19 protein-coding genes and 1 riboswitch are annotated in these 22,839 nt (G+C 36.5%); of the genes, 12 read left to right on the forward strand and 7 right to left on the reverse strand.

The genetic code is table 11. The features are described 5' to 3' along the window. Positions 1–5 precede the first annotated feature (5 nt). From AC13DP_RS12065 to AC13DP_RS12075, 3 genes are all read left to right on the forward strand, one after another. A complete protein-coding gene (locus tag AC13DP_RS12065; protein ID WP_273299885.1) occupies positions 6–1,814 on the forward strand; it encodes a RagB/SusD family nutrient uptake outer membrane protein in 1,809 nt (602 codons plus the stop codon). Between the two features lie 70 nt (positions 1,815–1,884). Next, complete coding sequence (locus tag AC13DP_RS12070; protein ID WP_483067883.1) at positions 1,885–3,000, forward strand: alkaline phosphatase; 1,116 nt, start codon at positions 1,885–1,887, stop codon at positions 2,998–3,000. After that, positions 2,990–4,759: an alkaline phosphatase gene (locus tag AC13DP_RS12075; RefSeq protein ID WP_483067884.1), complete on the forward strand. Its 1,770-nt coding sequence runs from the start codon at positions 2,990–2,992 to the stop codon at positions 4,757–4,759. The genes AC13DP_RS12070 and AC13DP_RS12075 overlap by 11 nt, the downstream gene beginning before the upstream one ends. Positions 4,760–5,159: 400 nt before the next feature. Here the strand turns inward: AC13DP_RS12075 and AC13DP_RS12080 are convergent, their stop codons facing one another. Further along, positions 5,160–6,929 (reverse strand): metallophosphoesterase family protein, encoded by a 1,770-nt coding sequence (locus tag AC13DP_RS12080; protein ID WP_483067885.1) that lies wholly within the window; start codon positions 6,927–6,929, stop codon positions 5,160–5,162. 74 nt (positions 6,930–7,003) lie between these two features. Beyond that, entirely contained in the window at positions 7,004–8,080 is a 1,077-nt protein-coding gene (locus AC13DP_RS12085) for a glycosyltransferase (RefSeq protein WP_228251089.1), read from the reverse strand. 410 nt (positions 8,081–8,490) lie between these two features. Between AC13DP_RS12085 and AC13DP_RS12090 the strand changes: the two genes are divergently transcribed. After that, entirely contained in the window at positions 8,491–9,513 is a 1,023-nt protein-coding gene (locus tag AC13DP_RS12090; RefSeq protein WP_347407586.1) for a helix-turn-helix transcriptional regulator, read from the forward strand. A gap of 77 nt (positions 9,514–9,590) precedes the next feature. Continuing rightward, positions 9,591–10,442, forward strand: coding sequence for a universal stress protein (locus tag AC13DP_RS12095; RefSeq protein ID WP_013071400.1), 852 nt, complete (start codon positions 9,591–9,593; stop codon positions 10,440–10,442). Here AC13DP_RS12095 and tenA read toward each other — a convergent pair whose 3' ends face one another. The 4 genes from tenA to thiM are packed head-to-tail and all read right to left on the reverse strand — an operon-like array spanning position 10,443 to position 13,338. Continuing rightward, a complete protein-coding gene (gene tenA, locus AC13DP_RS12100) occupies positions 10,443–11,090 on the reverse strand; it encodes a thiaminase II (RefSeq protein ID WP_347407585.1) in 648 nt (215 codons plus the stop codon). Beyond that, positions 11,077–11,910, reverse strand: a complete 834-nt coding sequence (thiD, locus tag AC13DP_RS12105; RefSeq protein WP_013071402.1) for a bifunctional hydroxymethylpyrimidine kinase/phosphomethylpyrimidine kinase — start codon at positions 11,908–11,910, stop codon at positions 11,077–11,079. The genes tenA and thiD overlap by 14 nt, the downstream gene beginning before the upstream one ends. Then, the gene (gene thiE / locus AC13DP_RS12110) at positions 11,897–12,544 is read right to left on the reverse strand and encodes a thiamine phosphate synthase (RefSeq protein WP_347407584.1); all 648 of its coding nucleotides are present in this window, start codon (positions 12,542–12,544) and stop codon (positions 11,897–11,899) included. Before thiE ends, thiD begins: the two co-directional genes overlap by 14 nt. Then, on the reverse strand, positions 12,544–13,338 hold the full coding sequence (gene thiM, locus AC13DP_RS12115; protein WP_347407583.1) for a hydroxyethylthiazole kinase: 795 nt from the start codon (positions 13,336–13,338) through the stop codon (positions 12,544–12,546). Before thiM ends, thiE begins: the two co-directional genes overlap by 1 nt. Positions 13,339–13,392: 54 nt before the next feature. Then, positions 13,393–13,485: riboswitch (TPP riboswitch) on the reverse strand. Between the two features lie 206 nt (positions 13,486–13,691). Between thiM and AC13DP_RS12120 the strand changes: the two genes are divergently transcribed. Beyond that, a complete protein-coding gene (locus tag AC13DP_RS12120) occupies positions 13,692–14,576 on the forward strand; it encodes a sugar phosphate isomerase/epimerase family protein (protein WP_347407582.1) in 885 nt (294 codons plus the stop codon). Positions 14,577–14,688: 112 nt separating this feature from the next. Here the strand turns inward: AC13DP_RS12120 and AC13DP_RS12125 are convergent, their stop codons facing one another. Further along, positions 14,689–15,336 carry a DUF2652 domain-containing protein gene (locus AC13DP_RS12125; RefSeq protein WP_347407581.1) on the reverse strand — a complete coding sequence of 216 codons (648 nt, stop codon included), beginning with the start codon at positions 15,334–15,336 and terminating at the stop codon, positions 14,689–14,691. 202 nt (positions 15,337–15,538) lie between these two features. On the opposite strand from AC13DP_RS12125, the gene AC13DP_RS12130 reads away from it, so the two are divergent. The 6 genes from AC13DP_RS12130 to AC13DP_RS12155 all read left to right on the forward strand — a co-directional run bounded on the left by AC13DP_RS12130 (position 15,539) and on the right by AC13DP_RS12155 (position 22,827). Further along, the gene (locus AC13DP_RS12130; protein WP_013071407.1) at positions 15,539–15,889 is read left to right on the forward strand and encodes a winged helix-turn-helix transcriptional regulator; all 351 of its coding nucleotides are present in this window, start codon (positions 15,539–15,541) and stop codon (positions 15,887–15,889) included. 612 nt (positions 15,890–16,501) lie between these two features. Next, positions 16,502–18,178 carry an arylsulfatase gene (locus AC13DP_RS12135; protein WP_347407580.1) on the forward strand — a complete coding sequence of 559 codons (1,677 nt, stop codon included), beginning with the start codon at positions 16,502–16,504 and terminating at the stop codon, positions 18,176–18,178. A 107-nt stretch (positions 18,179–18,285) separates the two neighbouring features. Beyond that, the gene (locus tag AC13DP_RS12140; protein WP_347407579.1) at positions 18,286–20,358 is read left to right on the forward strand and encodes a glycoside hydrolase domain-containing protein; all 2,073 of its coding nucleotides are present in this window, start codon (positions 18,286–18,288) and stop codon (positions 20,356–20,358) included. A 216-nt stretch (positions 20,359–20,574) separates the two neighbouring features. Then, the gene (locus AC13DP_RS12145; protein ID WP_083759756.1) at positions 20,575–21,219 is read left to right on the forward strand and encodes an HD domain-containing protein; all 645 of its coding nucleotides are present in this window, start codon (positions 20,575–20,577) and stop codon (positions 21,217–21,219) included. Between the two features lie 70 nt (positions 21,220–21,289). Continuing rightward, positions 21,290–21,922 (forward strand): Crp/Fnr family transcriptional regulator, encoded by a 633-nt coding sequence (locus tag AC13DP_RS12150; RefSeq protein ID WP_013071411.1) that lies wholly within the window; start codon positions 21,290–21,292, stop codon positions 21,920–21,922. Positions 21,923–22,011: 89 nt separating this feature from the next. After that, positions 22,012–22,827 carry a sulfite exporter TauE/SafE family protein gene (locus AC13DP_RS12155; protein ID WP_347407578.1) on the forward strand — a complete coding sequence of 272 codons (816 nt, stop codon included), beginning with the start codon at positions 22,012–22,014 and terminating at the stop codon, positions 22,825–22,827. The last annotated feature ends 12 nt before the right edge of the window (positions 22,828–22,839 follow it).

A 22,839-nucleotide genomic window follows, 5' to 3' on the forward strand; every position in this document is an offset into this window, starting at 1 on the left:
AAAAAATGAAACATAGAATTCTAACTGTATTTGCAGGACTTAGCGTATTGGCATTTACAAATTGTACAGATTTAGAAGAAGAAATATTAGACGAATCATTAACAGGATCTGAAGACCTCGTACAACCAGTTTCGGGTTCGATGGCCGCAGCCTACGGAATTCTTCCACAAACCTTTAGACATACCCGTTATTTTGGTTTACAGGAAATCCCGTCAGACGAAGCAATTTTACCTCCCAGAACAGGTTTAGGCGGTACACAATGGGCAGATAACGATACCTATACTACAGCACACAGGCATCTAATGTCTTCAAGCAATAGTCTGGTAACCGAATCCTGGAGCTATTTAACTACTGCATTATTTAGAACGGTGGCTGCAATAGATGTAATAACTCCTCTTGCTGAAACCGGTGACGCTGAGGCGGTACAAGCTTTAGCTGAAATGAGAGCTTTAAGGGCCTATGAAAACTTGTTATTTTTAGATAGTTGGGGACTGGCTTTTAAAAAAGAAACAACTTCTGAAACCTCTGAAATTTTAAGGGGAGAAGAAGCAGTGGCTTATATCGAATCTGAATTTTTAACCGCACTTGCGAATATCAATAATGAACATGGTCCCGGTAGGATGACTGAAGATGCGATTTACGGATTTTTAGCGAAACTTTATCTAAATGCCGCGGTGTATAGAGATCCTTATGGAACGCCTAATTTTACTGATGCTGATATGCAAAAAGTGGTAGAATACACCGATAATATTATTAATGATGGCGGGTATTCATTATCCTCAGAATATTTTGATCTTTTTAATGATGAAAATCATGATAATTCAGAGTTGATTTTTGCTTTGGATTTACGCGGTGTTCTTAATAATGATCATAATCGTTGGGCATATTGGTCCATGTCTGGTTCGCTTTTTCCAAGACCTGGTGATTTTTACTTAAGTATGGATGGGACCGATGGTCCTGCAATGACCTCAGATTTTTATCAAACCTGGGTTGATGCTTATGGTAATGAGGATCCTGCAGATGCAGATGCAAGATTCTATAAAAAAAATGCGCAAGTACCGGCTGAGCTGGAAGATATTTCGGGATTAACACCTTATAAAAACGATACTTTAGGAAAGCTAAGTGATAAAGACCATTATTTTATAGCAGGATCTGACTTTGAAATCGACCGCGGAATTATTCGTGGAACGATGTGGGCACCTAGAAAGCAAAATTTCAGATCGGGTAGTTTTATGACAGGAACCGATGCTAATGGAAATTCGGGTTATAGAATTTATCCTCTGGCTGAAGCTCGTGAAAATGGATCTGATCCTGAGGATATTACTTATTACGTCGATCATACTTTAAATATAAGCCTGGATGGTAGTGCTGGTTATGCAAGTGGTTATCGTTTTGCTAAATGGCAGTTTAGTAAAACTTCAGACGATGGTAACAACTACAGTAGTGTAGACCTTATATTATTACGTTTGGCCGATGTGTATTTAATGAGAGCTGAAGCGAAATTAAGAATGGGTAATAATGCTGGTGCTCTACAAGATGTAAATACGGTAAGAACTTCTCGTGATGCAAGGCCAGATCAAACTCCGGCTGCATTATCATCGATAGATCTTGAAACTTTATATAGAGAATTAGGGTTCGAATTCTATTGGGAAATGCACCGTCGTCAGGATCAAATTAGATTTGGAACGTATGAAGATTCGTGGACTTCAAAGTCAGATAGTGACCCACAACACAGACTTTTTCCAATTCCGCAGGAAGCGATCGATGGAGCTTCTAATGTAGAAGGCTACTTGGTACAGAATCCGGGATATTAATTTGAATGTAGTTTAATTTCTAAGCGGTAGGAGATGTAAGATCTTCTGCCGCTATTTTTATAAAAACAGTGTGAAAAATATAAAAAAGATTATCGCATTATCTGTAATTTCAGTAACAATGAGCTGCGGAAAAACTTCCGAAGAAAAGCAAAATAATACAACTAAAGTTACCGAAAAAGAACCGCTGAATATCATCTTTATGGTTGGGGACGGGATGGGAATTCCGCAAGTTTCCAGTGCTTTTTATTTTGGTGAACATACGCCCAATTTTAAGCAATTTGAAAGTATAGGTCTTAGCCGTACTTCTAGTACCAGTCATTTAATTACAGATTCTGCCGCCGGGGCTACGGCTTTTTCTACCGGAGAGAAAACCTATAAAAGAGGAATCGGAGTTTCCTCAGATACGATTGCGCTGCCAACCATTTTAGAGCAATTAAAAGAAAAAGGCTATCAAACAGGACTAATTAGTTTAACCTCTATTACCCATGCCACTCCCGCTGCTTATTATGCGCATGTAGAAGATCGCGATATGCACGAAGAAATTGCAAAACAACTGGTAGAAGCTGAGGTTGATTTTTTTGCCGGTGGTGGTAAAAAGTATTTTCAAAATAGGGAAGATGGGCTACATCTTTACGATAGCTTAAAGGCGAAAAATTATAAATTAGATACTTTAGAATTAAGTAAACCAGACACTGCACGTCGTAATGCATATTTATTAGCAGAGGAAGGTTTGCCCTCTAAAACCGAAGGTCGTGGAGATTTTCTGGCAGAAGCTTCACAAGCTGGCTTCGATTATTTCCAAGCCAATAAGAAACCATTTTTTATGATGATTGAAGGTTCTTATATCGATTGGGGTGGTCACGCCAAAGATGATGAGATGATGATTCAGGAAGTTCTGGATTTCGATAAAACCATTGGTGTGGTCCTCGATTTTGTAAAAAAACACCCAAACACATTGTTGGTCGTTACTGCAGATCATGAAACCGGAGGTGTTAGCATTGGTAAAGCCTATGACGAAAGTGGGAAAGAAATTCCGCAGCAGGTACAGGTATATTTTAATACCGATCAGCATAGTACAGAGCTGGTTCCTGTTTTTGCAAAAGGTCAGGGCGAAGAATTGTTTAGAGGCATTTACGAAAACAACGAAATTTATCACAAATTAATGCAGGCTATCAATGAAAATTAATTTTTATAGAACAATACAGGTTGTTTTAACCACTATTTTTTTCTGTGGAAACCTATTGGCGCAAAGCAATTATAAATTTCATTCGCATAATGATTATGCTCAGGATTTCCCATTTTGGAAGGCCTATATTCATGGTGCATCTTCAATAGAAGCCGACATTTTTCTAAAAAATGATGAATTATATGTTACGCATTCTGAAGATGAAATTCAAGCTGATTTTACACTGGAAAATCTTTATCTAAAACCATTAGCTGATTTGGCTAAAGCCGGGAAGCTTAGAAACCTTCAGTTCTTGATCGATTTAAAATCTGAATCGAAAACGAGTCTTAAAAAGCTGGTAGAAGTTTTAAATTCATATCCTGAATTAACCCAAAGTGATAAGATTTCTTTTGTCATTTCTGGGAATAGGCCAAGGCCCAATGAATATAAAGACTATCCCGATTTTATCGAATTTGATCATCAGGACTTGTCGGATTTAGAGAAAGCCGATTTAACTAAGGTTACATTGATTAGTCAGAATTTTAGAGATTATTCGGTTTGGAATGGATTGGGAAGGATCACAGCACCAGAACTTAAAAAAGTGGAAACAGCAATTAAAAAGGCTCATGATGCCGGCAAGCTTTTTCGTTTTTGGGGAGCTCCAGATACCAAGACAGCCTGGAGCCGATTTGCAGAAATGGGTGTAGATTTTATCAATATCGATAAACCGGCTGAAGCTTCAAAGTATTTGGAAACTTTAGAAACCCGAAAATTTGAGTTGAAAACGCCAATTTCAGTATACCAGCCAAAATTTAACTATGATAAAAATACCAGTCCAAAAAATATTATTTTAATGATTGGTGATGGTAATGGTTTGAGTCAGATTTCTTCCGCAGTATTCGCAAATCGAGGCGAATTAACGCTTACGCAATTAAAAAATATTGGTTTGGTAAAAACCTCTAGTTTCGACGATCTGGTAACCGATTCTGCTGCCGGAGGGACGGCGATGGCAACGGGAAAGAAGACAAATAACCGAGCTATAGGGACCGATAAAGATGGGAAAGATTTATCAAATCTAACCGAGATTCTTGCTAAAAAAGGTTTTTTAAACGGAATTATAACCACAGATTTTGTAACCGGAGCTACACCTTCTTCGTTTTTTGCACATGTAGTGGAGCGTGATGATAGCGAGAGCATTTTAGAAGATTTAAATAAAAGCAAAATCGACTTTTTTATGGCAGCCGGAGCTAGAGATTTTGAAAAAATCAAGGATAATTTTATTCAAGAAGATTTTTCAGACTTTAATGATCTGGAAAATCGAACTGCCGTTTTTCTTTCTGAGAATACGCTAGCTGATGCATCGGTTCGTGGCGATCAATTTCCAAAGTATGTGAAGAAAGCACTTCAGAATTTAGAACGTCAGGATAAACCATATTTTTTGATGATCGAAGCAGCCAAAATTGATAAAAATGGGCATACCAATAATGCGAGCGGAATCATAGAGGAGATGCTGGACTTCGATAAAACCATTGCTGAAGTGCTAAAAGTCGCCGATAAGAATAAAAATACCCTGGTGGTAATTACGGCAGATCATGAAACCTCTGGATTTGGAATTATGCAGGGCGATCTTGAAAAAGGAAAAATAGAAGGCGGATTTTTAACCCATGATCATACCGGTGCTATGATTCCATTATTTTCCTATGGCCCAGGATCTGAATTGTTTAATGGCGTTTACGAAAATACAGCGGTTTTTCATAGAATTTTGAAAGCATTAGAGTAGAGTTTAGGTCGCTTCGCTGTTAGAAGTTAGAAGTCAGACTTGAGACTGCTTCGCTTTTAGATATTAGAATTTAAACATGCGAAATTATGATAAATGTTGAATGCTGAATTTTGAATGTTTAAAGGTATGTCATCTCGACCTTGCGGAGAGATCTCTTTTGAACTTATGATGAATCTTCAATTTGAGTGATTTTGACGTAGCGTTAGCGGAATTAAAATTGTATCGAGAACTATTGAATTTCAGATTGCTAATTAGAATTGAAAAAGACTTCTCGATACAACAAATTTCTCCGTTCCACTCCAAAATTTGCCACTCGAAGTAACACTTTATGTAAATTGATAATTGTTTATTGATTCTTGCTCTCGCCCACTGCGACTGGCCACTGTCTATTGATAATTGTTTACTGTTTATTGTTTATTGAAAAGACTTCTCCTGTTTCAAGATCAATTCTGAAATGATTTGCGGGGAGACCATTTAAAAACTTATCGAAAATGCCTAAAAACTGACTCAGTTTTTGGGCATTTTTGTTTTGGGGTTTTGATAATTGATGTTGTTTTTTAGCTTCGATAATCTTTTTATAATCCGATAACCGTTGTGAGGGAATATCCTGAAAAGCTAGTTTATCAGCATTTCTAATTTTATAAAAATCTAAAATCATATCCCGACCTTTCCATTCTGAAAATTCAGTTTCAGTTTGAGGGTTTTCGGCAACAATTTTATATAAATCACTAGCAGTGAGGCCCGATACATATGCTTCGAATTCTGGATCCCAATCATTTGGCAGGAATCTTAAGTCTACTAGGTTTTCAAGATGATATTGAGTAAAATCATGATAATTTTTACTGTTCAGAATATCGATATTCCAGGTTTTAAGATTCGATTTTTTTAGATAATCATGTTCTGTTTTATAAAGAGGAAACAATTCGTCAAACCTGGGAACTTCTTTGATAGCAACGGTTTCTACTTCTGCGGTGTTTTTGTCTAACTTCAGGATTTTATAACCGGGAATATAGGCGGCCAAAGAAGGCGTTTGGATATTTACCAGAAAATGGCCGTTTTTGTAATCTCGTTTTCCGGTATCATTAATATGCATGTGTCCAGCAAAATGCAATTTTATTCCGGCCTCGATTAGGATTTTTGCGATACGTTCTTCAGGAACCCGTTCTAATTGCCATTTCTTCTCTCCAAGGAAAATTTTAAGCTGTGGAGAGGCATCATCATTAAAATCTACAGCAGGATAATGACTAAAAGCAATCAGTTTTTTATTTAATTTTTGGGCATTTTGAGCCGCTTTTTTTATCCAACTAAACAGATGCTTTTTATGATCGACCGTTTGATTATAGCCAATGCTTGCACTGCTAAACCCCCCGTTTTTACGGGGTAAATATGAGTTTCCATCAATAGCCAAAAGCCACAAACCTTTTACGGGTTCTACTAAATACGAGGCATCGGGTATTTCTAGGCTGTCATTTATAGCATAGGTTCTATTTGCCAGTGTAGCTTCTTTTTCGGCTTTTCTGAAAGAATAATCCTGGTAACTATACGATGAAAATGGTGTTTCCCAGTAGCTGTATTTTTGTTTTGGGAAGAACCCAAATTCACTTAAACTATGCAGTATAAACTTATAGCCTGCTTTTTCTAGTTTAGGCTCTACAAGCACATCATTTCGCTCTTCTAGCGGTAATGATAAAACATTACTGAAAATGGCTTGTTCTTTCCCATTTTTGCCTAAAAAATCAGGTTTACCGCCTGAAGTGTTATAGGGGGCAACGGGGTCATGATTGCCGGTGGTGATAAAAAATGAAATCCCGTATTGCTGTTCGTATTTTTTTAGAATTTTTGCAAGGCCTTCTATATTTAGCGGTTGGCCGTCGTCGGTATAATCACCAGGAAATGCCACCAGTTTAATTCCGCGTTGCGCAATATCATCGAGCACAGCCTTTAGTACAAAGTAATTTTCATTAAATAAGCGTGTAGAATGTAATTGGGCCTGCATGGTCCTTATTTTAGCTTTTTGAGATTGCCCGGGCACCGGTAGCCCCTCAAAATTTTCATAATCGGCATAGATATCCAGTAAATGAATATCTGCTACAAAAGCTATTGTATGCGTATTGTTTTGTGCGATCATCAGGTTGCACATTAAAATCAATAGTAGCGAAATTCGCTTCATTTTAATTCAATTTTGATGCGAGTATACAACCAAAAGCCGAACATTCTATTACCTGAAAGTTAATTTGTGATGGATTAGTAAACCTCTGTATTTTCTTCGATAAGACTTTCATAAAACTCAATATATTCAGCAATCATATTGTTGATATTACATTGTTCTTCAGCATATTTTCTACAGGTTTTGCGATCAAATTTATCTATATTTTTTAGGGCATCGGCCATCGCATTGGTATCTATGGGATCACAAATCTGCCCCACCTTTTCGGTTAAAATTTCTGAAGCTACACCTTTATCCCAGCTCAAAACGGGCGTTCCTGAAGCCAGGCTTTCAGAAATTGCCAATGCCGAAGGTTCGTCCCAAACACTGGTAAACAATAAAGCAGACGCATTACGTAACAATCGGTTTATTTGAGAACGGTCTTGCTCACCTACGTAAGAAACCAGCGGATTTTTTAGCAGGGGTGCCACAAACCTTTCAAAATATTCGTTATTCTTACCACGGCCCGCAAGGATAATAGGTTTATTGGCTTTGATGGCAACTTCTATTGCCAGATGAGGAGCTTTTTCTTTGCACATAGAACCGTACCACATGCAATACTCGTTATTGGTTTCAAAATTGGGTTGCCAGTCGTTCAAGTCTATCGCGTTACGAATTACTTTAGGAAAGTTTAAAAACCGGGAATATTGATCTCTTAAGGATTCACTTACCACTATAAATTCCTGATTGGATTGTTTTTTGATATAATCTAAAGCAAATTTTATTTCAGGAAATGCCATGGTATGTAAGGTGGTTATAAATCGTGTTTTTAGCCGATTTCCTAATATTATGGGCAGATAATGTACTGAGTGGTTATGAACGATATCGTATTCGTTACGTTCCAGATCCTGAAAAATTTCAGCATAAATAATTGAGTTCTTTATTGCTGTAGGATTATAATTTTCAGAATAGATACAGGAGAATGGATTGCCTTCTGAAAAGTGTTCGTCTAAATTATGTAGGTTATCACATTCAGATCCAGACTTGGCATAAACATCTACCTGAATCCCCTGTTCAGATAATTTCTGTACGATTTTATGGGTTACCATGGCAAGACCACCTGCATACGGTTTTTTTAGTGCATGGCGATGATCGGCAATAATAGCGATTTTCATAATTGGTAGGTTTTAATAATTATTAGTTGCTGCCAGATTTATTGTAATGTTATAGTGATATCGCTTAGTTTATGGTTGGTAAACTTTATTTTTTGATATCCCGAGGATTAGGCACGCTTAACAAATCAGCCATATTGGCCAGTTATGTATAAGTACTACTTGGCAGATAGTTCTAAATCTCGATACTTAGGTCAAATTTATTTCTTTAATTTAATTAAATTTAATGGAACATTCTCTGTACAAGTTGTAAAAAATAAAAAGTGAGAATGTGCTTTATTCGTAAGAGATTGGTAACTATTGATTTTTTTAATAAAGAATTAACAGTTTATTCGGAGCCTAAAAAGAAATATTTTAGAGCATCTAGAAAAAAATGATGTTTTTTAGTGCGTTTTTAAAAACCCATAATAACAATGAATACGTATCATTTAAGGTTGAATGATGTCGACGATTTTGTGCCGCAGTTTGCAGAGAAGCTGGGAATAGGATTTAAGAGTAAATTAGGAGAGTTTACGGTAAATATTCCTTCAGATATAGGAAGTGGTAAAGTAGCTTGTGTAAATTTTCCCAATGGTATTGGCTTATACACATTTAATTTTACATTTCACGACGATACCTGTCTAAGGATTTATCATCCCAGTGTAAATCCTATACGTTTTATCTATTGTGTAGAAGGAACGCTAAACGCATATTTTAAAGATGAGAAAAGTTGTGAGCTTAAAAACCATCAACACCTCATTGCGGCAACAACAGCAAATGGAACCCAGTGTTTTCAGTTTAATGCCGGGGAGAAAGTAAGAATTTGCTATTTAGAAGTTAACCGTAGAAAATTTCAAAGCTATCTTTCATTTGAACTTCATGAGATTGAAGAAAATTATTTTAGACTTTTCGCAGATATCGATGCAGAGAACGAGATCTTTCAAACAGGTAGTTATGGGCTAAGAACGATGGATACCATTCGCGAAATTGAAGATTGCGGTGTAGAAGGTTTTCCCCGAATTAATTACCTGGGAGGTAAATCTTTAGAGGTGTTGTCACACATGTTGCTGCAGTTTAGGGAAGGCCCAGAAATGCATGAGCCCAAATTAAAAAAACGTGATTTAAGGGCAATAGAAAGAGCGGTTACTCATATTAATCAAAACATAGCTAATACCGGTACCGTACAGGAACTAGCCAAAGTGAGCGGTATAAATGTGAATAAACTACAGGATGGCTTTCAGGAAGTATATGGTAAAACGGTGAATGCTTATATTAGGGATGTACGTTTAACCCATGCCATGAATATGCTCCTAAGCGGGGAGAAAGGAGTTGGGGAAGTAGTGTATGAACTGGGCTTATCCAGCCGAAGTTATTTCTCGAAAATATTTAAACGTCGATACGGCGTTTTACCTAAAGACGTTTTAAACAATAAGAATTTAACCGAAGCTTCGGAATAACTAAAATTCTTTAAAATCTTTTATCGGTTATTTATTTGAAATTCTTCTTTGTAAATTGGTCGTAAAATTGAGAAGCTATGGAAAAGCAAATTTTGGTGCCTACCAATTTTTCAAAACATGCATGGAATGCTTTAGTGTTTGGTTTAAAATTATATAAAAGCATTTCATGTAATTTTATTTTGTTGAATGTTTACGACGATGGCCGTGGCATTAGTGATCGCATTCCAGGGATCAAACCAGAGGAGGATATCGATGCTAAAAAAACCTCCAAAGAAGGCCTGGATCGAATAATGCAGGGTTTAAGTTTTAGAAAAGAGAATCAAAATCACGAATTTGAAACTTTATCTTTAGAAGGTGACCTTGAAGAGGTGGTACAGGAAATTGTAAATACCAGATCTATCGATCTTATCCTATTAGGGACTGAAGGAGCAAATGTAAATATTCATAGTTCTTACAAGTCGAAATTATCTAAACTGGCTGATGTTTTACAAAATTGCGCCATGTTGTTTATTCCTGAGGATTTTGAGCTTACCGATCAATCAGTCAACGAAATTGTATTTCCTTCGACCCTAAGATTTCCTTTTCAGGAAAAAGAACTGGATCCTTTAAAAGATCTGGCTTCAAATTCGGCTTCTCCCATCAGAGTGCTGTATATCGATAGTGATGGTAAAGGATTAAGCGAAGAGCAGGAGCGTTTAAAGGAAAATCTTGAGGAGCATTTTTCAGCAATAAAAAATACGTTTCACCGGCTTACTAAAACCACGGCTTCAACTGGTATTCATTTATTTATAGAAAGCAGGCAAAGTACGATGCTGGCGTTATACAAAAGAAAACAGGGATTTTTCTCCAAACTTTTTTTGCAGTCTAAAGGTGATGGAATTGAATTTGATCCCAGTGTCCCTGTTTTGCTGTTAAAAGAACTAGATTAATTACCAGCTTCTTAAGCTATAACCTGCATCCCAAAATTGATATTCCAAATGGGAAGCACTTACAAAAGCTTCGGTCATTTTCGTGCGTATTTGTGGAGTGGTGTTGATGGCATGATCATCACAAATCGAAATTGCTTTTTGTACCGCTTCGCCAAATTCTTCCCCGGCATAAGTATCAATCCAGGCCTGATAAGGATTATTTCCAGATTTTTGGTTTCTGTAAATATAGTCACCAACTTCTTTATAAATCCAAAAACAAGGAAGAACCGCAGCCATAGCAACTTCGAGATTCTCTAGTGCAGCCATACTTTTTAAAAAATGAATATAATGGTGACATGCCGGTTGAATAATGGCCTTTTCTGAAACACCAAATTCTTTAAAATAAGATTCGTGTAAGACATTTTCAACAATAATAGCATTTTCTGCAAATTGAAGAAAAGCCAGTGTATTTTCAGTATCGTAAGCGCGTGCCGCAATTAGAGCTAATGCTCTCCCAAAATTTTCCAGATAAGCCGAATCCTGACTCATATAAAACTGAAATTTTTCTAATGGCAAATCACCGTCCATTAATTCGGTTATAAAAGGCATTTCAATAATTCGATTATAAATTGGCCGTATAGTTTGCCAGGTTTCTTTACTCCAACTCATTTTTTATTAATTTTAGTGGGTTAAAAAAGTGATTTAAAGGGCCATTTCCTTTTCCGGTTTTTACATTTTTTCCGTGATAGATAGCACTATGTGCAAATTCCTGTCCCAGTTTTACCGCTTCAATTAGGTTTTTACCTGTGGCTAGATAAGCAGCAATTGCAGAGGATAAGGTGCATCCAGAACCATGAGTGTTATTGGTGTTGAACTTCTCGAACTCATAATCGTAAACTTTCCCATCTGGCGTAAAGTAAAGCGAGGTTATTTTATCGCTCCTTAGATGTCCTCCTTTCATCAAAACAGATTTGCAGCCAAGATTCATTATTTTCTCACCTGCTTTTTTCATATCAGCCAAATTTTCGACTTTCATTTTAGCTAACACCGCAGCTTCATCCATGTTGGGAGTGATTACATCGGCTAATGGAAATAACTTTTCAATAATTGTTTCAATCGTTTGGTCTTCAATTAATTTATGCCCGCTTGTCGCAACCATTACCGGATCAAAAACCAAAGGTGTTTTTGGATATTTTTGTAGTGCCGAAACAATGCTTTCAACTAGTTCTGGCGTATGTACCATTCCTATTTTTACGGCATTAGGGAATATATCTTCAAAAATACTGTCAATTTGTTCAGACACCGCCTGGTAGGGAATGGGGAAAATATTTTTTACTCCGGTCGTATTCTGGACGGGAAGTGCTGTTAAAACAGAAGTGGCATAACAGCCCAAAGCCGAAAAAGTTTTAATATCGGCCTGTATTCCGGCACCGCCACTACCATCAAAACCTGCGATGGTTAAAGCTGAAGCATACTTATATGTTTTCATTCCGATGTTTATAAATTTGAGTTTTAATATTTTTAGCCGTTTTTTCAGGGTATTTTGAAGCGCAAATCGCTGAAACTACCGCAATACAGTCGGCACCTGCTTTTATAATTTCACCGGCGTTACCGGCATCCATACGACCAATGGCAATTAGCGGTTTGGTGGTTAATGTGCGTATTTTTTTGATCCCTTCAATGCCCCATTCAGTTACCGTATCGGTTTTGGTGGCGGTGCTGTAAACTGGACTAATTCCCAGGTGATTGGCCACTTCCGTTTGCTCATTTTTAAGTTGTTCCAAATATTCTATAGAGTAACCAATTGCTTTATGCTTATCCCATTGCTGCTTAATTTGGGTGGGAGGAATATCATTATTACCTACATGTATTCCAAAAGCATCTACCGCTTTTGCCACCTCAAGATTATCATTGATGATCAGCGGAATTTTATATTGATCCGTTAGTTGTTTAAGCGCTTCGGCTTTTTTTATAAATACCGAAGTACTTAAATTTTTCTCGCGTAGTTGTATAATGTCTACGCCGCCCTCAATAGCCATTTTAGCAACCTGAAGCAGCGGATAATGAACACAGCTTTCTTCTGCAATAACCAGATATAATTGATAGGGAAAATCTGGATGCATTATTCGCCTATTTTAAGATGAGAACGAAATTCCTCTTCGGTAATATTATATAATTTATCGAGTAAAGTTAGTTGCAGACTTCCCGGTCCTGAGGAACTTTTAGCAGCAATTTCACCACAAACGCCTATTAAGGCCATAGCCGCCACAGTGGCTTCAAATTTATTTTCTAGTATTGCGGCAAAAGCAGCGGTAAGCGCCGAAGCCGAGCAACCCATACCGGTAACTTTAGCCATAAGAGCATTACCATTTTTAAGGGAAAGCTTTTGGTCCTTACCAATAATAATGTCGGTTTCACCCGAAATACAAATTACAGCACCAAACTCTTTCTGTAAAGAAGTAGCTGCTTCTATAGCTTCATCACTTTCGGCAGTACTATCTACACCTTTGGTAGCGATATTAGTAGCTTTGGCTAAAGCCATAATTTCAGAAGCATTGGCTCTGATAATTGTAGGTTTCAATTCCAGCAATTTAGCTATGATTTCATTGCGATAGGATGTTGCTCCTGCACCAACAGGATCTAAAACCCAGGGTTTGCTCAGTTCATTAGCTTTTTTAGCAGCATTGATCATACTTGTACTCCAGTATTCATCTAAAGTTCCGATATTAACCACAAGAGCCTGACAAATGTTTACCATATCTTCAATTTCAGACTGGGCATGGGCCATTATAGGAGAAGCACCTGCTGCCAATAAGGCATTAGCGGTATTATTCATCACCACATAATTGGTGATATTGTGAATTAAAGGGATTGATGTTTTTAAGCGCTGAATATGTGGCCACAGAATATTTTCCATATTAATTTAGTTTTTTGGCTTTGGAAAAATATTCAAATAAAAAGTATAGGAGTATGCACCCACAAAACTTTTCCCTACGACGGTCTAAACCGCATCAGGTTCAAAGGGACTCTCTCAATTCTTTTCAGAATACCCCCAAAGCGATATAAAAGTAATTTAAATTTTAGGGCTGATGAAATTTTTAAGGAAATAATGCCATTACCCCTCAAATTTTATTGATTATTGTTTCTCATTGAAACATTAATTATTGTATATTTAGCAAAAATTGAATCAAAATATTAAGAATGACGGAGTATTATTTAGCTATTCTTTAGATACTGTTAAATAGTCTCTGGTATTAATTTAGACAAGTAATGACAGGTTTAAAGAATTTATGTAAGGCAGGAGTGTTTTTTATAGTACTCACTTCATTTTCAATGTTTGGACAGCGCCAGTTTGGTGGAGCGACTTTGTACACGGTAAGAGATGAAATGGCTAGAGCACCAGAAGAAACGATAGATGAGGTTTCTGAAATTGGTTATTTATATATCGAAGCTGCCGGATATAGTGATGGGAAGTTCTATGGAATGACTCCTAAAGAATTTAAAAAATTACTTTCTAAATACCATACAAAACCATTAAGTAGTCATCAGGGTGGGGTGACTATGGAAAATGTGGATCAAATGATTAAAGATGTAAAAAAGGCCGGCTTCAAATATTTTGTGATCCCAGTGCCACCCATGGGTAGATTTACTTTTGATCCTGAAACCCAAACTATGGGAATGGATGATGATCTGGATTTTTTAGTAGAAACTTTTAATACCATAGGTGAGAAATGTAAAAAAGCTGGATTAGCGCTTTTGTATCATAATCATGATTTTGAGTTTAAGGAAAATGAGAACGGGATTGTACCTATAGAATACTTCCTGGAAAATACAGATCCCGAATTGGTGAATTTTCAAATGGATTTGTTTTGGGTAACCAAAGCAGGTGCAGATCCTGTGACATATTTTAAAAAGTATCCTGGGCGCTTTAAATTATGGCATGTAAAGGATATGGATGAAGAAGGCAAATTTGCTCCGGTAGGAGAGGGAACTATAGATTTTGATAGAATCCTGAAAGAAAGAAAAGCATCCGGAATGAAATATTATATCGTTGAGCAGGATATGACTTTTGACCTGAAACCGCTTGAAGCTATTAAAATTAGTCACGATAACCTTAAAGATTTCGGTTTTGATAAAGTGAAATACAAAAAATAAACCTAGGAAATATAAGCTTTTAACATCTTCCAAGTTGTAATAGAAAACCCTCTAAAGTTTTGGCTAAAGAGGGTTTTTATGTATAAATAACTTTAAAACTTAAAATGCTTTCTTAAGCAAGGCATTTTTTACAGAGATCATTTTCAAAATCAAAAAATGTATAGCATATTTTTTTAATGCCATCGTAAACTTCACAAATGGTATTTTCAACAAATTTGTTGAGATTCTTTAATTCAGAATTTACTTCAGCATCCAATAAAGCATCGGTGAGCAATACATAAGTATTACTTGCAACCGAATTTTTTAGTAAATGATGTGCTTCAATGACTGTTTGTCCATAAAGCTTTTCGAATTTACCAATATTATATTGCGCCAGGGCGCCATAATGCGCTATTAGTTTTAAGGAAAGATCAATATTTAGCTCAAATTCTTCTTCTAAAAAATTCACTTCCTGGTTAAAAACCTCTTTCATTAAACAAAACTGGTGAAGAATATCTTTTGCCGATATTCTTTTTCCATATTTGAAAAACAATACCGCGTCACCTTCAATTTCTGAAATCTGAAGGTCTAATACATTACTCTTTATAATGGCATTGAGTAATTTAGATATAACCAGTTTGCCGGTAGCGACATCTGTAGTCTCTACAAATCGACTAAAACCACTAATATCGGGTATAATAATGGTGCCTTCAACTACTTTGGATTCATATATATTTTGATTGATAAGGAAGGGAAGCTGTCTGGTAGTTGTTCTATTCATAGCAATTTTTATTAGATCATTATAACAGATAATCGTAACAAGAGCGATGTATCCAAGTAGCGTAATTTTAAGTTTTAGTCTTATTTAAAACCTTTTACTTACGCTGTTTTTTAATTTCTTTTTTAAAAATATGTATATTTGGTATACAAAAGTTAGTAATAAACTAAATGTAAGTGATATACAATTTGTTAGTCTTACAAGGATGAAAGAATTATTAGAAAAAAAAGCTTGTGAAAGTAAATTAGGGGCTATCGATGATGCGCTGTACGCCATAGGTGGAAAGTGGAAGCTTAAAATAATCATCGCCCTTAAAGAAGGAAATAAACGTTTCAACGAGCTGCAACGCGCTTTGGATATTTCGGCAAGAATGTTATCCAGGGAATTAAAAGACCTGGAACTTAATGGTTTTGTAGAACGCAAAGTCTATACCGATACTCCTGTAATTATAGAATACGAACTTACCGATTATAGTAATTCTTTATCTGATATTTTAGAAGCTTTAAGTTCCTGGGGTATTAAACATCGTAAAAAATTAATAGAAGAGCGATCTTAAAATTTTAGAAGCGACTTCGTAGCATAAAGCCTTTATTGGCACCGCCAAAGGGTTTAATACCCCGAGGCTTGCCTCGGAATTGAAATCTTGTATTTATCGAATGCCCCGAGGTAGTTTACTAAACAAAAATTTTCATTTCCGGACATCCCAACCCTGATAGCTATCAAAACTGGACCATAACATTTAATCCCGATTCACGGATAAAAAATACAATTTTAGAAAATAAAGTATATGGCTAAACGTTATAATTAGGACGAATCTTTTAAAAGAGATTTTCGTTATTTCGATAAAACTGCATTACACCTAACCTAATGCAATTTAAAAGCCTTTCTTAACGGAGAGGCTTTTTTTATTGGCACCGCCAAAAAGGTATAATATCCCAAGTCTTGCTTTGAAATTCTAAAAGGTTAATCCTGTACATATTTGATGGGCGGACCCGTGGTTCTTGATTTATAAAACACTCAGGCATTCTCTTATGGATATTGTTCTCGTTTTCAATATATTTCTTTTTTTATAATTAAGATTTTTTTCTATTTTTAACCCAATCCGAAAATTAGTTATCTAAATATGTATTATTTAAATTTTTTTACATCCAAAAAGCTAAATCGATTTATGTCGTTAGGGCTCTGTAGTGCGTTAGCTTTAAACTTCAGCTGTAAAAATTCAACTGAAAATGTTGAAAATCAGGAAGATGAACGTCCGAACATTGTGGTGATTATGGCTGACGATCTTGGCTTTTCAGATCTTGGTAGTTATGGTGGTGAGATTAATACGCCAAGTTTAGATCGTTTAGCAGAAAACGGACTTCGTTTTAACTCTTTTTATAATACATCACGCTGTTGCCCAAGTAGGGCGGCTTTGTTAACGGGACAATATCCACACCAGGCCGGGATCGGTAGAATGACAATGGATATGGGGAAACCCGGTTATCGTGGCACCTTAGATTCTAATACCGTTACGATTGCTGAAGCTTTAAAACAAGCCGGTTATCAAACCGCTATGGCGGGAAAATGGCATGTTTCCGAAACCAATGCCTTAAATAACGAAGCGCAGTTAAAATGGCTTAGTCATCAGGAAGAACATGGGGCGTTTTCAGATACACTTAGTTATCCTACCTCAAGAGGTTTTGATAAATACTATGGAAATATTTGGGGGGTGGTAGATTATTTCGATCCGTTTAGTTTAGTGAACGGAACAGCGCAGGTTAAAGATGTTCCAGAAGATTTTTATTATACAGATGCCATTGGCGATACAGCTGTTGCGTATATAGAGGATTTTGTACAGAAAAAGGATCCATTCTTTCTGTATGTTGCTCATTGTGCACCACACTGGCCGCTTATGGCCCCAGAAGAAGAAATAGCCAAATATAAAGATACCTTCACTAAAGGTTGGCGTCAAACCCGTGAAGATCGATATAAAAGACTGGTAGAGAAAGGTATCTTACAGGGAGATATCGCCAAATTATCAGAATTCATGTTTAAGGATCTTAACTGGGAAGAAAATCCAAACGAAAAATGGGACAGCCAGGCGATGGCGGTACATGCCGCAATGGTAGATCGTATGGATCAAAACATTGGTAAACTTATTGATAAATTAGAAGAAACAGGCGAGCTGGAAAATACGGTGATCTTCTTTATGTCTGATAACGGAGCAAGTTCAGAGCGACCTTCGCAGTACGGTCCCGGTTTTGATCGTGCCGGTCAAACCAGGGATGGTAGAGCAGTAGCATTTCCGGTAGATAAAAGTGAAGAAGCTCTACCAGGATCGCAGGTGGTACATGCGGGTATTGGTCCACAATGGGCAAATACGGCAAACACACCTTTTAGATATTGGAAAGCCAGAGTGTATGAAGGCGGAATAACTTCTCCGTTTATTGTGCACTGGCCCAAAGGAATTAAAGAGAGAGGTACTGTAAAATCTCAAACTGCTCATATTATCGATATGATGCCTACGATTTTAGATCTTGCCAGGGTGGATTATCCTGAAAAATATAAGGGAAGAAATATTACGCCTACTGAAGGAAAATCAATGCTCCCCGTAATTACAGGTGCTTCTGAGGAGGATGTGAATGATGTTCTTTTTTGGGAACATTTTGGATCCAGAGCGCTTAGAAAAGGGGATTGGAAAGCCGTAAAACTTGATGGGAATGCTGACTGGGAACTATATAATCTAGCGGAAGATCGTACAGAGCTTAATGATCTTGCCGAAACTCATCCTGATAAGTTGGAAGAATTAAAAACAGAATGGGATAAACTCGCACAAAAAACTGATGTTTTCCCTATGCCCTAGGTACATATTTGTATAGTTTTGATAATAGTTAATTTTTAGGAAACCTTGCTTTGCGAGGTTTCCTTTAATTTTATCCCCAATTTCGAAAAATTTAAATGACCCTAATTATGAAAAGAATGATTGCTGCAATTGCTGTAGCACTATGTGTGGCCTGCCAGCCTAAATCTCAAGAAAAAACATCGAAATCGGCCAATATTACGGATAAGGTGAATGTTTTTTTAGGATCTTCTGGTGATCATGGCCAAATGTCCCCATCAGCATCAACCCCTTTTAACATGATGAGCATCGGTCCACATACCAATCCGCATAACCATACCGGTTACGAGCATTACGCTAAAGAGTTTGATGGTTTTACCCATACACATTTAGAAGGTGTGGGGTGTACTGGTAGTGGCGGTAATATCCTTATTAAACCCATTTTAAACGATAATAAGGAAACCGAATTACGCAAAGTAACAGAGCATGCAAAACCTGGGTTTTATGAAGTAAGTTTTGAAAATGGGATCGATGCTGCGATGAGTGTAACACACAATTTTGGGATCCATCAGTATAACTTTAATGGTGAAAAAGGTGGATTGTTTATTGATCTCTCATTTGCGCTTTCCAATAGATTTGTTTCAGAAGAACACGAAATTAAGGATAATAAAATAAGCGGGGTTATAGCTACCAAAACAACCTGTCACGCTGGTACCTATCGTTTTTATTATGAAATTCAGCTAAAAAATATGGCTGAGATAGCTCAAATTTCAGATCACGAGATAATGGCAAAAGCAGAAGATAATTCTAAAGAAGTACAGGTGTTAATAGGCTTTTCTTCGGTTTCTAAAGAATATGCTTCTCAGAAAATTGAAAATATCTCTTATGAAAACCTAAAAAAAGAAGCCAGCGCAGCATGGGAAAAAGCTTTAAGCCGAATTAGTGTTGAAGGTGAAGAAGATCGGGAAGATCTTTTTTATTCATTATTATATCGCGGATTGCAATCTCCTTATATCGTTTCTGAGGAAGATGGAACATATCCTGCGATCGATGGTACTTTGCAAAAAACCGAAGGTACTATTTATAGTGGTTGGGCCATTTGGGATAATTACCGTGAGCAATTACCCATGCTTTCTATGGCTTATCCTGATCGTTATAGAGATATAGTAAAGTCCATAGAGAATTTATATGCCTTCGGAAAGAAGAATTGGGCAACAGATTACGAGCCTGCACCAACCGTTAGGACAGAGCATGCCATGGTGGTTTTACTGGATGCCTATAATAAGGGGTATGAAGTAGATATTAAAAGAATTAAAGATTCCCTGATTAAAGATGCTGAAAGTTTGGATTATGGAGCACCAGATAAGGCTTTAGAATCCTCTTATGATAATTGGGCCATGGCGCAGTTAATGAAGATTGATGGCGATACTACATTGTACAATAAATACATAACAAAATCACTAGATTATAAGGAATACTGGAACAAAGATTTTAAAGATATCACACGTAATGATGTAGATCGCATGCAGGCAAGAGGCTTATATCAGGGAACTATCTGGCAGTACCGCTGGTTTGTTCCTTTTGATTTGAACGGACTTAAACAGTTGGCCGGTGGGGAAGACCAGTTTTTGGAAGAATTGGATACTTTTTTCAGAAATCATAATTACAATCATGCAAATCAACCAGATTTGCAGGTTCCTGGAATGTATAATGCTACTAAAGAGCCATGGAAGTCTCAGGAATTGTATCGTAAAATATTGCTGGATACTATGGTACAGGCTTATTTTAATGATAATAGTAAAGGTATTGATCCTTATGTAGGCCGAATTTATCAGAATAAACCTAAAGCCTACCTAAGAACAATGGATGATGATGCAGGCACCATGTCTTCCTGGTTTGTTATGCGAAGTTTAGGGCTTTCCCCTGCCAATATAGGAGATCCTGTTTATTACCTAACCGCACCTATATTCAAAGAAATAAGTATAAATTATCCTAAAGGTAAAGCGTTTAAAATAAGTGTGACTAACTATAATAAAGATCATTATTACGTGGAAAGTGCGACATTAAATGGAAAACCTTTAAACCGAAACTGGCTAACACAGCAGGAAATTTTAGAAGGGGGGGAGCTGGTGATCAAAACATCAGATACCCCGAATAAAGAATGGGGTGTTAAGGAAGCTTGGGTTTCCTCAATAAGACAGTAGCTATAATCTAAAAACGAAAAGCCTGATTATTTTATCAGGCTTTTTTTATGAATTTATCTTAAAGTATTCCTCAAATTTTTTATTTGTGTTTTGTTTTTTGGCAATTTTATTTAATTTAAGCCTCGAAATTGACTTTTAAGGTCTTTGCTACAATATCCTGGCAGAATACTTGTTATTAAGCAGAATACTTGTTATTAATAAGTCCCAAAAAGTGCGATGATGTTGCTAGAAATGCTAAATTATAGATATCAAGAACATACGTCTGTAATCAGATTGGCGATGGATCATTGCCATAGTTTACTAAATAATAGTAGGTGTGGTAAATTACCATATCATAATATACAGCATACCTTTGAGGTATATCAGTACGTACAGCGAATTGCAGATTACGAGAACCTAACTCCGCATGAAAAGGAAATAGTTGTTTTAGCCTCTCTTTTTCACGATACCGGAAATAGCAATACCTATAAAGGACATGAAAAAGTTAGTGCAGAAAATGCCTTTAGGTTTTTATCGAATATTGGTTACCCTCAGGATGATATAGAAAAAGTATGTTCCTGTATTGAGGCAACGCAAATGCCGCAAGCACCAAAAACTAAGCTTGAAGAAATTGTTTGTGATGCAGACTTGGCGCATTTAGGGACTAATGGTTTCAGGACAAAAAATAAATTACTAAGGTCAGAGTGGTTTAAGTGTCTTAATAAAAATTATACCGATAAAGAATGGTTAGAGAATAATATATGTTTTCTAGAATCTCATACCTACTTTACCAGGTATGGCCAAGATATCTTATTTCCTAAGAAACAAAAAAACCTACAGTTACTTAAACAGGCTTATCACAGACTTTTAGCAAAAGAATAGCTTATATTTTTCGAAAATCGAAGTTAAGTCGGTTGCTTTTTTTAATTTAGAAGCTTAATTCTTCATCCCCATGTTAGAAAAATTAAAAGAAGCCTATCATTTTATTTTTGAAGACGAACTTTTAAACGAAATTCACAAATCTGGACAGCTTAAAGAATTTAAAGCTGGCGAGATTATTATAGATTTTGGAGATTATGTAAAATCTATGCCGTTACTTTTAGAAGGTGCGATAAAAGTATTACGAGAAGATAGTGAAGGGGATGAATTACTACTTTATTTTCTGGAACGAGGAGATACCTGTGCCATGACCTTAAATTGTTGCATGGGGACGACAAAAAGTGAAATTAGAGCAGTCGCAGAGAGGGACACTCGTTTAATTATGATCCCCATCGAAAAAATGGAGGAGTGGACGGCGCAGTATAAAAGCTGGAGAAATTTTGTTTTTGAAAGTTATCATACGCGTTTAACCGAAATGTTGGATACCATCGATACGATTGCATTTTTGAACATGGACGAGCGCATAATGAAATATCTTCAGGATAAAGCAAAAATTAATCAGGATGAGTTTGTAAGCAGCACACACCAGCAAATCGCCTATGATTTGCATACCTCCAGAGTTGTGGTTTCCAGAATTCTTAAAAAGCTTGAAATCGAAGGAAAGATAAAATTGAACCGCAACCAGGTTGAAGTTTTAAATTTGTGATCACTAAATTTAGTATAAGAAAGCTTGTGTAACGAAAGTTACTGTCATATTTAATAAAGCCCGATATATTTGTTCCAGAAATTGTAAGAATGGAGATAACTCAGATTTTAGGATTTGTAGGTGCATTAATTATCGGCTTGGTACTAGGCTTAACCGGCGGTGGAGGATCGATTCTTACCGTTCCTGTTTTTGTATATATATTGCATATTAATCCGGTTACCGCTACTGCTTATTCGCTTTTTGTTGTTGGATCGAGTTCGGCTGTAGGGGCGATAGATAATTTTAACAAGGGAAGGATAGATTTTAAAAGTTCTTTAATTTTTGCCCTTCCGGCGGTTATTAGCATTTTTTCTACACGTAAATATTTATTACCGGCAATTCCGCATCATATTGCGAATTTTGGAAGTTTTGAGCTTACCAAAGATCTAATGATTATGAGCTTTTTTGCTATTTTAATGCTGGTAGCATCGGCTTCAATGATTTTAAAAAAGAAAAAAGAATGTGTAGACTGTGAAAATGAACCTAACGAATCTAATAATGGATTAATGATCCTACTAGGTGCTTTAACTGGTTTGGTTACCGGGCTGGTTGGTGCTGGAGGCGGCTTTATCATTGTTCCCATACTGGTATTTTTGGCCGGCTTAAATATGAAGGAAGCGGTTGGGACGTCCCTTTTTATCATTGCAATAAACTCTATTATTGGTTTTTTAGGCGATCTTGGCCATCTTAATGTAGACTGGTTTTTCCTACTTCTTTTTACTATAATTTCTATAGTGGGAATTTTCTTTGGAATTTATTTGAGCCGGTTTATCAATTCACAGAAACTTAAGAAAGCTTTTGGTTGGATGGTATTGATCATGGGGATCTATATTTTGTATATGGAACTTTCAGGAAGTGGAATTTAATAGTTACGCACA

This window comes from Zunongwangia sp. L-65 (assembly GCF_056859415.1).

Coding starts and splice junctions, on each gene's coding strand:
- AC13DP_RS12130 (WP_013071407.1), top strand. CDS start 15,539: ATGAAAGAATTATTAGAAAAAAAAGCTTGTGAAAGTAAATTAGGGGCT.
- AC13DP_RS12085 (WP_228251089.1), bottom strand. CDS start 8,080: ATGAAAATCGCTATTATTGCCGATCATCGCCATGCACTAAAAAAACCG.
- AC13DP_RS12140 (WP_347407579.1), top strand. CDS start 18,286: ATGAAAAGAATGATTGCTGCAATTGCTGTAGCACTATGTGTGGCCTGC.
- AC13DP_RS12150 (WP_013071411.1), top strand. CDS start 21,290: ATGTTAGAAAAATTAAAAGAAGCCTATCATTTTATTTTTGAAGACGAA.
- AC13DP_RS12120 (WP_347407582.1), top strand. CDS start 13,692: ATGACAGGTTTAAAGAATTTATGTAAGGCAGGAGTGTTTTTTATAGTA.
- AC13DP_RS12125 (WP_347407581.1), bottom strand. CDS start 15,336: ATGAATAGAACAACTACCAGACAGCTTCCCTTCCTTATCAATCAAAAT.
- tenA (WP_347407585.1), bottom strand. CDS start 11,090: ATGAGTTGGAGTAAAGAAACCTGGCAAACTATACGGCCAATTTATAAT.
- AC13DP_RS12155 (WP_347407578.1), top strand. CDS start 22,012: ATGGAGATAACTCAGATTTTAGGATTTGTAGGTGCATTAATTATCGGC.
- AC13DP_RS12095 (WP_013071400.1), top strand. CDS start 9,591: ATGGAAAAGCAAATTTTGGTGCCTACCAATTTTTCAAAACATGCATGG.
- AC13DP_RS12090 (WP_347407586.1), top strand. CDS start 8,491: ATGAATACGTATCATTTAAGGTTGAATGATGTCGACGATTTTGTGCCG.
- AC13DP_RS12080 (WP_483067885.1), bottom strand. CDS start 6,929: ATGAAGCGAATTTCGCTACTATTGATTTTAATGTGCAACCTGATGATC.
- AC13DP_RS12145 (WP_083759756.1), top strand. CDS start 20,575: ATGATGTTGCTAGAAATGCTAAATTATAGATATCAAGAACATACGTCT.
- AC13DP_RS12075 (WP_483067884.1), top strand. CDS start 2,990: ATGAAAATTAATTTTTATAGAACAATACAGGTTGTTTTAACCACTATT.
- thiD (WP_013071402.1), bottom strand. CDS start 11,910: ATGAAAACATATAAGTATGCTTCAGCTTTAACCATCGCAGGTTTTGAT.
- AC13DP_RS12065 (WP_273299885.1), top strand. CDS start 6: ATGAAACATAGAATTCTAACTGTATTTGCAGGACTTAGCGTATTGGCA.
- thiE (WP_347407584.1), bottom strand. CDS start 12,544: ATGCATCCAGATTTTCCCTATCAATTATATCTGGTTATTGCAGAAGAA.
- AC13DP_RS12135 (WP_347407580.1), top strand. CDS start 16,502: ATGTCGTTAGGGCTCTGTAGTGCGTTAGCTTTAAACTTCAGCTGTAAA.
- thiM (WP_347407583.1), bottom strand. CDS start 13,338: ATGGAAAATATTCTGTGGCCACATATTCAGCGCTTAAAAACATCAATC.